Below are 12606 nucleotides of genomic sequence, written 5' to 3' on the forward strand. Positions count from 1 at the left end.
GCATGACTTAAACGAGTTTAAATTTTGTTTTACCCATTTTGTCAAAACGCTTTACCCGATTCTATCAGCCAAAAAAACACTCCTATGAAGACTTAGGCAATAACGCTTCTTTTAATCTTTTAATGATAGCTTCTTCTCTTTTTTCACGAAATTCTTTTATATTTTCCCATTCTAATTTTAGGGTAGGGTCAATATAATTTCTTTTTTTATACTCTTCTATGGCTTGCTCATTTTTATCCAACTAGCGCGAAAAACTCCGTCCTTTAGGGCGGAGATGTAAGCGTTTAGCCGTTAGGCTATTTGAACATTGTTTCACCTAGATCCATTCGCTTTTTAGAGCATTCTATTAAAAATCAAAGTTAGCTAATTTAATGCGGTGTTTCTTGATCTTATATGTATTGCTTAATCATCTCTAAAGGTGCACCCCCACAACTCCCAGCGAAATAACTAGGCGACCATAAATGCTTCCCCCATAAACAAGCTTCAACGCTTTTGAAATGGTGTTGCCTAGTCAAACGACTGCTCACGCCTTTTAAAGAATTGACTAACTTGCTCACGCTCACTTTTGGAGGGTAGTTGATAAGCAAATGCACATGATCGCTTTCCCCATCAAACTCCACCAATTCGCTCTCAAAGTCTTTACACACTTTAGCAAACACCGATCCTAAAAAATCTATCACTTCCTTGTTGAACGCTGAACGCCTGTATTTAGTAACAAACACCAAATGCACATGCATCAAAAAAACACAATGTCTTCCGTGTCTTGTGTCATCAATTTTTTTCATAGACCTATTTTAACTAAAAGATGTTAAAATACTTCTATGAAAGTCAATAAGGGTTTTAAATTCCGCTTGTATCCCACTAAAGAACAAGAAAGCAAACTGCAACATTGTTTTTTTGTCTATAACCAAGCTTATAATATTGGCTTGAATGAATTGCAAAAGCAATATCAAAACAACAAAGATTTACCACCTAAAGAAAAAAAATACAAAAAATCAAGCGAGCTAGATCATGCGATCAAACAATGCCTAAGAGCTAGGGATTTACCCTTTAGTAGTGTGATAGCCCAACAATCACGCATGAATGTTGAAAGGGCTTTTAAAGACGCTTTAAAAATTAAAGATAGGGGTTTTCCTAAATTCAAGAACTCTAAATTCGCCAAACAATCTTTTTCGTGGAGTAATCAAGGCTTCTCTATCAAAGAGAGTGATGATGAGCGCTTCAAGGTATTCACTCTGATGAAAATGCCTTTATTCATGCGCATGCACAGAGACTTCCCCCCTAACGCTAAAATCAAGCAAATTACAATCTCTTGCAGCCACAGAAAATATTTCGTTAGCTTTAGCGTGGAATACGAACAAAACATTACTGCCATCAAAAACCCTAAAGATTGTGTGGGGCTAGATTTGAATGTTCTTGATATAGCGTGTTCTTGTGGCGTGAATAACCATGAAAAACTCACTGACTTTAAGCGCTATATTCAAGACATGAAAGAATTGCTAGGATTAGAAATAGATGAAAAAACAGATCCAAAACGATTTATCCCCACTTGTTCCAAATTGTATTCTTTAAAAAAATACTCTGAAAAATTTAAAAGATTGCAAAGAAAACAGAGCCGTAGGGTTTTAAAATCCAAACAAAACAAAACCAAATTAGGAGGTAATTTTTACAAAACGCAAAAGAAATTAAACCAAGCCTTTGACAGGTCTAGTCATCAAAAAACAGACCGATACCATAAAATCACAAGCGAACTTTCAAAGCAATTTGAATGGATAGCAGTTGAAGACTTGCAAGTAAAGAACATGACTAAAAGAGCCAAACTCAAAAATGTTAAACAAAAGAGTGGGCTTAATAAATCTATTCTCAACGCTTCATTCTATCAAATCATCTTCTTTTTAGACTACAAACAACAGCATAATGGCAGATTGTTAGTGAAAGTTCCCCCACAATACACTAGCAAAACTTGCTGTAATTGTGGGAGCATCAACCCCAAGCTTAAACTAAATCACAGGCAATATTGGTGTTCTGATTGTGGGTATAAAGAACACAGGGACATCAACGCTGCGAACAATATTTTAAGCAAAGGGTTAAGTCTTTTTGGGGTAGGAAATATCCATGCAGACTATAAAGAACAAAGCCTTTCGTGTTAGCATTCAATGGAATGCTTTAGTTAGGAAGCTCCTTGCTTTAGCAAGGGGTGGTTTCACCTGTTCTAGGTGTGAATACTAGCGATAGTTGTAACTTGGGCATTAAGTTTAAAAGAATGATTAAAGCCTTACATAGCATCGGTTATGAAGTTGAAATTATAAAAGAAAAAAAAGGGATTGATGCTAGGCGCATCTCGGCTTTGCGTTTTAATTTTAAAGAAATAAAACAAGACGCCACTAAACAAGCTAATATTACCACTCCCACCACTACTAAAGCCACTAACACTCGCTCGCTAGATTGCCTTATTAACTTAACTTATAAAAAAGATGATAAGCTTGTAAGGTTAGCTAGGATAGATAAAGATGGCGCTTATTATAAAGCGTGGTTTGATGATGTAGACAATAAAGGTGGCTTCTTTGTCAATATCAAAGACTATGATTACTTTATGGATTATTTGCTATTAAATGGCTTTATTAAACAAGATAAGCCTATGATTAGTGAAGTTAAATCTAATCAAGCTGAAACGCCTGTGCCATTTAAAGAAAACGATGCCCTTATTCGCTTTAAAAATGCCATTAAAAGGCTAAATAAAGATAAGCCTAACCCTACCATAACACCCACGGTTAAAAACGCTAATAATAAGCAAATACAAGCGAATAATGAAATATTGACTAAATTTGAAAATATAGTGCTGACAAGTCCTAAATATTTTGATTATACGATTAAGTCGGTTACTAAAGGCTCATTATACTATGAGATAAATGCGTTCTGTGATTTAAAGAAAAAACATGAGATGATTAGATTGCTCGTGGCTGAATATAGTAAGATAGGAAAGATTAAAGCATGGTTACTAAAACGCATCATTTCTTCTATCGCATCGTTAGTGATTTTTAAAGGGCTTGTTTGGTGTTTGGCTAAATTATGGTTGAATGATTCAAAAGTTTGCACATCTTTCATGCTATTGGCTATGTTGTTTAATTTTGTATCCGTTGAAGGAGTGAAATAACTCGTGATTTGAGCGTTACGGACAAATTTTAGGGCTTGTTCTTCATCGTTTTTATCCATTTTTGAATTTAAAAAATAAAAATAGGCTAAACTGGATAAAATATAAGCTGAACCTAAATAGCCTGCATAACCAAAAGTTTCTAATAGTTTTGTAGCATTATCAATGCTTTCTGTAATTTTTTCCCAATTTTCTTCAATCTCTTTGATATTCTTTTTATTAAAATTTTTTAATTCAAAAGTAGTGTCTTTACCAATGAGAAGCAAGCAAGTTTTTAACACCTGGTCTTTCCCCACATTTGGAAAACCTTTATCTTTTAAAATATCCACTAGCTCATTCATTTTTTCTCTAATATTGCTTGAAAAACTTGCTGTCAAAATAGACATCAATAAATCAGAATAGCTTAACTTGACCCCGCCGCTATTGACACGGATAAAGATATTTAAAACTTTATTAAGATTTTTTTCTGTTTCTTCAAAATATGAAATGAGCTTTTCGGTGCAAAAAGCATTTTTTAGATTTTCTAGTAATGCTGACTCTTCACCACCTAAATTGTGTTCTCTCGTATAACTTACAACATTTTTTAATTCTAAAATATCCCCCACCTTAAACCACCAATGTTTTTTATCGTTTTCAGGCTTTTTGGCATGAAATTCAAACTGGTAATTGTCTTCTGGGTTGTCCATGTTTGGCTGGTGTTTCAAGTTCAAATACAAACGCTTCTCTTCATAAGCGTTGGGGTCATCGTATCTAGCCCCCTTTTTCTTAAGCGTTGCCTTTAAGCCCGATATAAAGCGAGGTTAAACGCTGTTGGCCATCTAGGACAATAGACAAATCATCAACATTAATTTTTTCAACATGGATTTTTTCATTGTGGGGCTTTCGCGCATCGTAGTTTTCAATGAATTGATAAAGTTGGAAATTGAGTTTATTATTATCTTGTTCGTTACTCGTTGCTATATCTTTTCTTTGTAATTTCTAAAATAAAAAAGAGCCAATAGGATAGCCCCTAAGAATGGAGTCAAAAAGTTGCTCTATCTTTTTTTCATCGGCGTTTTTGAGCCACATGTATTCACGCTGAATGTCAGGCAAAAAATAACGGACATTCAATTCATCTACCACATCTTTAATGCTCTTATCCAAAAACACACCCATGCGAATTTCCTTATTTTATATTATTTAGGCTGTATTATAATCAAATATTAGATTGAGCCAACTCAATTTAAGATTTTTTCCACGCGCTTTTGGACCGCTTCTAAAACCAAGCAAAAAAGCCAATAAATCAAAGCGGCTTCCAAATAAATAGGCAGAAAGTCATAGCTGGCGTTCGCTTTTTGCTGCGCGATTCTAAAAACCTCTGCGATAGTTACCACAGACGCCAAAGAAGTTTCTTTAAAAAGGCTGATGAAGGTGTTACTCAGGCTTGGCGTAGCGACTTTGAGCGCTTGAAAAAAGATGACATGCCAAAAGGTTTGCAAGTAATTCAAACCCAAACTCAAGCTTGAATCCCATTGATCTTTAGGGACAGAAAGAAAGCTCGCCCTTAAAGTCTCTGAAGCGTATGCCCCCACATTAAAAGAAAACGCAATAATGCCTGCCGGGATTGGATCCATATAAACCCCAAGGGCGGGCAAACCATAAAACACCACCACAATTTGGACCAATAAAGGCGTGCCTCTAATGAGCGAAACATAGAAATTCACGCCCGCTAATAAAGCCTTATGAATGAAATGTTTAGGAGGCGCGATTTTAATGAGAGCCACCATAACCGCAATGAATAAGCCCAAAATAAAAGAGATGATCGCTAAAGGCAAAGAAATGCAAAAAGCGGCTTTTAGCATGGGGTAGAAAGCCTCTAATAATAATTCCAAACGCTCCTTGCTCAAATCTAAAGATTCAAAAAACAAAGACAGATTAGGGCTGGCTGACATCTTTTCCAAAAAATTGTTCGCCTAAGCGTTTTAAAACCCCTTTATCTATCAATCTTTGCATCGCTTGGTTGATAAGCTCTAAGGCTTTTTCTTGGTGCTTGTTAATAACAAAGGAAGCGCCCCCATCTTTTTCTTTGGACTCCCATGCGATTTTAAAGGGGTTGTTTTTGTGGGTGTTAAGGTAGTTTAAGATCGCTAAAGAACTATTTAAGGTCAAATCGGCTCGTTTTTGCACCACCAGCAACAAAGCTTGCGCCATAGAATCCACCGAAACGATTTGAGCGTCGTATTTGGAAGCGATTTCCCCATAAGTGGAGCTTAAAGTGTTAGCCGCTCTCAAACCTTTAATGTCTTTGATGTCTTTAATGCGGTTTTCATCTTTCCTAACGAGCATGATCGTGCCTGAATAGCTATAAGGCAAGCTTTTATCAAAAGCCGCTTGGCGTTTTTTAGTCGTCAAACTCACCTGGTTAGCGACCATATCAAAACGCCCCGATTTCAAACCTGTAAGCATGATATCCCATGAAGTTTCGTGGAATTTGATTTTCACGCCAAGCTCTTTAGCCAACTCCCTAGCCACTTCCACATCATAGCCGGTGAGCTTGCCTTCTTTATTATGGTAAGTGAAAGGGGGGTAAATGCCTTCTGTGCCAACGCTGATCGTTTCTTTATTAATCAGTTTTTCATACAAGCTAGAAGCGTTCAAAAAACCCCAAAAAAAGCTTATTACCAATAAAAATAAAACTTTTTTCATTTTATATTTTAATCCTAAATTTTTTCGAGCATTCTAACACAAAATAAAAATTTTGCATGGTTTGATTTTAAATATAAACGCGCTCCAAGCGTTTGGATAGGGTGCTGATAGTTTCATAAGCAATGGTGTTTAAAAGCACAGCGATTTCGCTTGCGTCGTTAGCCTTAGCGCTTTTATCCCCAAACAAGATGACCTCATCGCCCTCTTTAGCTTGAATATCATTGAGTTTGACAAAACACTGATCCATGCACACCTTGCCAATAAGAGGGGCTAATTGGTTATTGATCACTACTTGAATGCGATTGCCTAAAGCGCGCGCTAACCCGTCCGCATACCCTAGAGCTAAAACGCCCACTAAAGTCTCTTCATTGGTATAAAAATGCTCGCCATAGCCAATAAATTCGCCTTTTTTAACGCTTCTGATTTGAACAATTTGCGCTTTCAAGCTGATAACATTTTTCAAGATGGTTGGGCATGATTCTTTCATTTCATTAGAGGGGTAAAAACCATAGAGCATGATACCTGGGCGATAGAGATTTAACAAACGATTTTCATTCCCGTTACACAAAGAAAGGATACCGGCGGAATTATAAGCATGGCGGTATTGAAACTCTATTTTTTGATCCAAAAGCTGCTCTAAAAAAGCGTTAAAGGCTTTCATTTGGTTTTTAGCATGGGTTTTAATCTTAGCATCAGCGTTGCTTAAATGCGTGAATATCCCTTCCACTTCCAAGCCCTTTAAAGCGCGGATTTTTTTAATGGTTTCTATGCTTTTAAAATTAGGCTCTAAGCCCAAGCGGTGCATGCCGGTATCAATTTTGAGATGCACTTTTAAGCGTTTTTGAGATTTTAAAGCCATTTGGGAAAAAACTTCCGCTTGTTCAAGGCTAAAAACCATAGCGCTCAAATCGTTATCAATCAGCACGGAAGCGTTAGCATTAGGGCTATAACCTAAAATCAAAATGGGGGTTTTAGGGAAATGAGAACGCAACTCTAAAGCTTCATCTAAGGCCGCTACCCCTAAATAATTAGCCCCTTCTTGTAAGAAAATTTCGCTCGCTTTAATGGCGCCTGCCCCATAAGCGTTCGCCTTGACAACCGCCATGATGTGGGCGTCTTTAGGGACAATGCTTTTGACTGCGCTAAAATTATGCCTTAAAGAAGCGCTATTCACTTCTACAAAACTCGCCCTTTTTAACATGCCATCTTACTTGTTAGAATGCTTGCTAAAATACCAGCGCGTTTCTGAAGAAACCACCTTATGCAATAAAATCAAAGCGATTAAATTAGGGATAGCCATAAGCCCGTTAGAAAGATCCGCTAAATTCCACACAAAATCAATTTTAGCCATAGCCCCCACCATCACGCTCGCTAAAAAGATCAAGCGGTAATATTTCACTTTTTTTTCACCAAAGGCGTATTCAGTGCATTTTTCCCCATAATAAGCCCAACCAATAATCGTAGAGTAGGCAAAAAAGATCATGGTCAAAAAAATCACCACCGTCCCTAACGAGCCTAGAAAATACTCCGTGCTTTTTAGAGTGAGCAAATTAGCGCTTAATTTTTCCCCATTAGGGAGCAAGGTGTTGTATTCTGGCGCCATTAAGATCACGCTCGCTGTTGCCGAACACACTATTAAAGTTACAATAAAAGTTTGGAGCATGGACACTAAGGCTTGACGCACCGGGTGGCGCGTTTGAGCGCTTGCAGCAATAATGGCTGAACTCCCCAACCCCGCTTCATTAGAATACAACCCTCTAGCCACGCCCGTTTTTATCATCGTCGCTACCAACGCACCACTCGCTCCGCCCACAACGGGTTTAGGGTTAAAGGCTTCTTCAAAAATGAGTTTGATCGCTTGAATGGCTAAATCAAAATGGCTAACAATAATATAAATAATAGCGATCAAGTATAAAAGCACCATAATAGGAGCTAAGTAAGAAGTGAATTTACCAATGGATTTAATCCCCCCAATAACAATGAAAGCGGTTAAAATCGTGAGCAATAAACCTGAAACCCAAGTGGGAAAGTTCGCTTGTTCGCTCAAAATGGAAGAAACCGCATTAGATTGCGTCATGTTACCGGTGCCAATGCTTGCAATAATCGTAAAAATCGCAAACGCCATGGCGAGTTTGGGCATGTTAAGGCCGTTTTTGATGTAATACATAGGCCCTCCGTTGTATCCAAACGCCCCTTTTTCCCGGTATTTCACCGCTAAAATCCCCTCAGAATACTTAGTCGCCATGCCAACAAGCCCAGTAACCCACATCCAAAACACCGCTCCTGGCCCTGCAATGCTGATAGCAGTCGCTACGCCTACGATACTCCCAATGCCTACAGTCGCTCCTAAAGAGAGCATGAGAGCAGAAAATTGCGAAATGTCGCCCTTAGATTGGGACTCTTTGTCAAAAAGGATTTTGATCGCATAAAAGATCTTACTGAATTGCAAACCCCTAAGATAAAAGGTTAAAAACAAGCCGGTGCCTACTAATAAAATTTGCATGGGAATCCCCCACACCAAATTAGATAACGAACGCACCACCGAATCAATCGTTTCCATAAAAACTCCTTAATAAACTAGGGGTTAAAAAAGAAATCCCTTAATCCCTAAAAAATGCAGAAAAAAGCATAATATCGGCATTTTTTTCATTCGCTCCGTCTTGGCTTAAATTGGCGATGATTTTACCAATGGCCGGGCCAAAAGTGATGCCAAGCCACCCCAGCCCTGTCGCATGGATTAAGTTTTTATAGCGTTTGTCATAGCCCAAATAAGGAATATCATTAGGGGTTAAGGGTCTGAAACCGCACCACTCTATGGCGTCTTTCATTTCAAAAGGCTGCGTGAAAGCGGCTAAATTCTTTTTCATGTTAGCGATTTGCTCTTTATCAATGAGGGCGTTGTTGGTGTTTAATTCCAGTTTAGAGGTGATCCTAACGGTGTCTCTTCGTGGGGTCATTGCCATGAAAATATCCGCAAATAAAGAAGAAGTCTTGGGTTTTAATTCTTCAGGCATTTTAAAGGTGATGCTATAGCCTTTAGCCCCCATCATTAAAAAATCGTTTTTGGTTTTTTTAATGAGAGTGGGGTTAGCCCCAGTGGCCAGAATGATTGTTTCTGCTTGGATTTTTTCCTTGTGCGTGATAACGCCCTCAATAAGGTTGTTTTTAAACTCAAAATCGATCACTTCTTCATTATAAAGGAACTCCACGCCAACATTTTGTAGATATTCTTGTAAAGAGCGCATCACTTCGCCCGGATCCACATGCGCGTTTTCGGTCAAAAGCACGCTCCCACAGATATTGTCATTAACAACGGGCATGTATTCTTTGGTTTCTTTCACACTAAGGATTTTATAAGCGCCGCTGTCATCACAAGTTTTAAGCTTTTTTTCAAAGCTTTCTTCTAGAGTGTAGATCATTAAAAGCCCGTCTTCTTTATACCAAAAATCCATGCCATCTTTTAGCATTTGATGATACATATCAATACTCAGCCACCCGTAGCGTTCAAACAACGCCATGGTGCGGTGCGTGGATTTGGCGTTCGCGCTTTTCATAAACTTTAAAATCCATTGATAGAGCTTTAAATTAAGCCCAAAATGGAATTTTAAAGGGGCTTGGTTTTTGAGCATGAGTTTTAAGGTGTCTAACACCACACCAGGGCATGAGAGCGGGGCTTTTTTAAACGCAGAAATGAGCCCGGCATTCCCAAAAGAAGTGCCGTTTTTGCCATCGCTTTTTTCAATCACGCAAACCTTATGCCCTAATTTATGCATAGAATACGCGCAAGAAAGCCCCACAATCCCACCGCCTATGACCACGACTTCTTTTTTCATGCTGATAGCCCCTTTAATAAATTACCTAATGGCTATCGCTTCAATTTCTACTAAAGCGTCTTTAGGCAGTTTAGCCACTTGAAAGGTCGCTCTAGCCGGATAAGGCTCTTTAAAATAACTCCCATAAATTCCATTCACCACCGAAAAATCGTCTAAACTTTTCAATAAAATAGTCGTTTTAACCACGCTATCCATCCCTAACCCTGCTTCTTTTAAAATCGCTTTGATATTTTCCATTGACTGTGTGGTTTGAGAGTGAATGTCTGCGCCTTTAAATTCGCCGGTGCTCGCATCAATGCCTAATTGCCCAGAGACAAAAACAAGATCGTTAGTGGCGATAGCTTGAGAATAAGGACCTATCGCTTTTGGGGCTAGTGTTGAATGAATGACTTCTTTCATGATTGAAACTCCTATGGTGATGTGTCATGCCAACTATTATTATGCAATCAAATTAAAAAGAAATAAAAAATGAGCGCAAAACGCCATGAATTTTCATCTTATTATAAGGTATTGTATATTTTTTACCCATATTTAGAAATTCTTAAACGGGTTTTGTTTGAATGGAAACTCAAAACATTATTGTTCATTTTTTAAATAAAAGGGGTTTTAGCTGTTTTTGATTGGTTTTAAAATCAGTTTTGAAATTTTTCATAAGCCCTTGACTTTTATTATTGAGTTTAGATACAATAACAATTGTCTTTTTGAATAAAGAGTGCGGGAATAGCTCAGTGGTAGAGCACGACCTTGCCAAGGTCGGGGCCGCGGGTTCGATCCCCGTTTCCCGCTCCATATTTTGATTTAACTTCTAGAGCATGGTTTCTATTTAGTTAGTTTACCCATTAGTTTGCCCAGGTGGTGGAATTGGTAGACACAAGGGACTTAAAATCCCTCGGTAGCAATACCGTGCCGGTTCAAGTCCGGCTTTGGGCACCATCATTGCAAATTAAACCAAATTAAACATGGTTTGATTTTGTTATCTCAATAGATGTGCTATTGTTAAATTTAAGGCGACATAGCCAAGTGGTAAGGCATGGGTCTGCAAAACCTTGATTCCCCGGTTCGAATCCGGGTGTCGCCTCCATATTGTAGTCATTTAGGGACTTTTGTAAGGGACTTTTATGAAAATAGCGGGAGATGGCTGAGTGGTTGAAAGCGGCGGTCTTGAAAACCGTTGAGGGTCATACCTCCGGGGGTTCGAATCCCTCTCTCCCGGCCACTTGATTAAAATCTTTTAAGCGATTTGTTTTGGCAAATTCATCTCTTCTTTTAACAAAGAATTTTGTGAATATTGATTGTCTCTTTTAATTGAAATTTAAAGATTAGTTTAAAGGATTTTATTCGGTGGGATTGTCAGCGTTAAGCCTTATCGTTCCTTTTAGCGTTATTTTAATGGTGGTTTTCACTAAAAGAGTCGCACTCTCGTTGTTTGTAGGCATTTTAGTGAGCGCTGTTTTAATGCATTCGTTACACCTTTCTCAACTTGTAGAATATATTTATCATAAAATCACTTCCGTTTTTTACACTTACGAGCCAGAAAAAGGGCTTCATTTCAATCTTTCCAACCTCTATGTTTTTGGGTTTTTAATCTTTTTAGGCGTCTTAAGCCAAGTGATTTTAAAATCCGGTAGCGTGCAAAACTTTGTCAAAAAAGCTAAAAAATATTCTAAAAACGCCAAAACCCCTGAATTTATCGCCTTTTTTTCAGGCATTATTATTTTTGTAGATGATTATTTTAACGCCCTAACCGTGGGGCAAATCTCAAAATCTTTAAACGACGCTCATAACTCCACACGAGAACGCTTGGCTTATATCATAGATTCCACTTCAGCGCCGGTGTGCTTATTAGTCCCTATTTCTAGCTGGGGGGCGTATATTATGGGGATCATGAATAACGACAGCTCGCCCTTATTAAAAGATAGTTTTTCGGTGCTTGTGCAAAGCTTAAGCAGTAATTATTATGCGATTTTTGCGCTCATTGCGGTGTTTCTCACCATTTTATGGCAAATCAACCTCCCTAGCATGAGGAAGTATCAAAACATAGGCGTGAAGGATTTTTATAGCGAACAAGAAGAAGGCTATTCAAAACTAGCCCCCTTAAGCCTGTTACCCCTTTCTATTTTATTATTGATCGTGTCCATTTCATCATTGATTTTTTATACAGGAGTGGTCTTAAAAAACACTGATGCGAGTTTTTCGCTCTTTTATGGGGGGCTGTTTTCGCTCATTGTTACTTATCTTTTAGCTTATAAGTTTTTAGAAAAAGGGAGCTTTTTTAAACTCATGTTGGATGGCTTTAAGAGTGTGGGGCCAGCGATACTAGTCTTAACGCTCGCTTGGGCTATCGGGCCTGTGATTAGAGATGACGCTCAAACAGGGATTTACTTGGCCCACATCAGCAAGGGATTTTTAAATAGTGGGGGAGGCGTGTATATGCCTTTAATCTTTTTTTTAATCTCTGGGTTTATCGCTTTTTCTACCGGCACAAGCTGGGGAGCGTTTGCAATCATGCTGCCCATTGGAGCGGGCATGGCCAATGAAAGCGATATTATTTTGATTGTTTCAGCGATCCTCTCAGGCGCGGTTTATGGCGATCACACAAGCCCCATTTCTGACACGACTATATTATCGGCTGCAGGGGCAGGGTGTTCGGTGCAAAGCCATTTCATCACACAACTCCCTTATGCGACTATTGCGATGCTTTGCAGCGCGGTGAGTTTAGGGGTGGCAAGTTTTATGCATTCGCGCTCGCTCGCTCTTGTAATCGGTGTGGCTTTGCTTGTGGGGGTGTTTTATCTTTTAAAAAAATTTTATGGTGAAAATCTAAAAACTTGAATATTGATTGAAGAAGCTTAAAAATCCCATTTTTTAAAATTAAAATAAGGTTTTAGCGATCCCTATTGGATTAAAAAAGAGTTATTCCATTATCAATCAATTAAA

The 12606-nt window shown here is 38.4% G+C and carries 10 protein-coding genes, 4 tRNA genes and 1 pseudogene; 6 read left to right on the forward strand and 9 right to left on the reverse strand.

Translation table 11 applies throughout. From position 1 onward, the window contains the following. Nucleotides 1-82: 82 nt before the first annotated feature. Together DQL14_RS08410 and tnpA are read right to left on the reverse strand one after the other, a co-directional pair. Complete coding sequence (locus DQL14_RS08410) at nt 83-241, reverse strand: hypothetical protein (RefSeq protein WP_157956330.1); 159 nt, start codon at nt 239-241, stop codon at nt 83-85. A 148-nt stretch (nt 242-389) separates the two neighbouring features. Continuing rightward, on the reverse strand, nt 390-785 hold the full coding sequence (gene tnpA / locus DQL14_RS05885) for an IS200/IS605 family transposase (protein WP_108169069.1): 396 nt from the start codon (nt 783-785) through the stop codon (nt 390-392). Between the two features lie 36 nt (nt 786-821). Here tnpA and DQL14_RS05890 point away from each other — a divergent pair, with 36 nt between their 5' ends. Beyond that, the gene (locus DQL14_RS05890) at nt 822-2150 is read left to right on the forward strand and encodes an RNA-guided endonuclease InsQ/TnpB family protein (protein WP_108169070.1); all 1329 of its coding nucleotides are present in this window, start codon (nt 822-824) and stop codon (nt 2148-2150) included. An 820-nt stretch (nt 2151-2970) separates the two neighbouring features. Here the strand turns inward: DQL14_RS05890 and DQL14_RS08695 are convergent. From DQL14_RS08695 to DQL14_RS05930, 7 genes and pseudogenes are all read right to left on the reverse strand, one after another. Next, nucleotides 2971-4306 (reverse strand): annotated as a pseudogene (locus DQL14_RS08695) (DUF262 domain-containing protein); the annotation flags it as partial. A 62-nt stretch (nt 4307-4368) separates the two neighbouring features. Next, nucleotides 4369-5082, reverse strand: coding sequence for an amino acid ABC transporter permease (locus DQL14_RS05905; protein WP_108169947.1), 714 nt, complete (start codon nt 5080-5082; stop codon nt 4369-4371). Continuing rightward, the gene (locus DQL14_RS05910; RefSeq protein WP_108169071.1) at nt 5066-5836 is read right to left on the reverse strand and encodes an amino acid ABC transporter substrate-binding protein; all 771 of its coding nucleotides are present in this window, start codon (nt 5834-5836) and stop codon (nt 5066-5068) included. Before DQL14_RS05910 ends, DQL14_RS05905 begins: the two co-directional genes overlap by 17 nt. 67 nt (nt 5837-5903) lie before the next feature. After that, nucleotides 5904-7037: an alanine racemase gene (alr, locus tag DQL14_RS05915; RefSeq protein WP_108169072.1), complete on the reverse strand. Its 1134-nt coding sequence runs from the start codon at nt 7035-7037 to the stop codon at nt 5904-5906. A gap of 6 nt (nt 7038-7043) precedes the next feature. Then, nucleotides 7044-8396, reverse strand: coding sequence for an alanine/glycine:cation symporter family protein (locus DQL14_RS05920; protein ID WP_108169073.1), 1353 nt, complete (start codon nt 8394-8396; stop codon nt 7044-7046). A gap of 40 nt (nt 8397-8436) precedes the next feature. Continuing rightward, on the reverse strand, nt 8437-9669 hold the full coding sequence (locus DQL14_RS05925) for an NAD(P)/FAD-dependent oxidoreductase (RefSeq protein ID WP_108169074.1): 1233 nt from the start codon (nt 9667-9669) through the stop codon (nt 8437-8439). A 21-nt stretch (nt 9670-9690) separates the two neighbouring features. Next, nucleotides 9691-10068: a RidA family protein gene (locus DQL14_RS05930; protein ID WP_023526383.1), complete on the reverse strand. Its 378-nt coding sequence runs from the start codon at nt 10066-10068 to the stop codon at nt 9691-9693. A gap of 315 nt (nt 10069-10383) precedes the next feature. On the opposite strand from DQL14_RS05930, the gene DQL14_RS05935 reads away from it, so the two are divergent. The 5 genes from DQL14_RS05935 (at nt 10384) to DQL14_RS05955 (ending at nt 12501) form a co-directional block, all read left to right on the forward strand. Further along, a tRNA-Gly gene (locus DQL14_RS05935) sits at nt 10384-10458 on the forward strand. Nucleotides 10459-10515: 57 nt separating this feature from the next. Continuing rightward, nucleotides 10516-10602: transfer RNA gene (locus DQL14_RS05940), tRNA-Leu, on the forward strand. A 73-nt stretch (nt 10603-10675) separates the two neighbouring features. Next, nucleotides 10676-10750: transfer RNA gene (locus DQL14_RS05945), tRNA-Cys, on the forward strand. Between the two features lie 47 nt (nt 10751-10797). After that, nucleotides 10798-10885, forward strand: a tRNA-Ser gene (locus DQL14_RS05950). A gap of 125 nt (nt 10886-11010) precedes the next feature. Next, a complete protein-coding gene (locus DQL14_RS05955; protein WP_108169075.1) occupies nt 11011-12501 on the forward strand; it encodes a Na+/H+ antiporter NhaC family protein in 1491 nt (496 codons plus the stop codon). The last annotated feature ends 105 nt before the right edge of the window (nt 12502-12606 follow it).

It is taken from the genome of Helicobacter pylori NCTC 11637 = CCUG 17874 = ATCC 43504 = JCM 12093 (genome assembly GCF_900478295.1).
Classification (GTDB): domain Bacteria; phylum Campylobacterota; class Campylobacteria; order Campylobacterales; family Helicobacteraceae; genus Helicobacter; species Helicobacter pylori.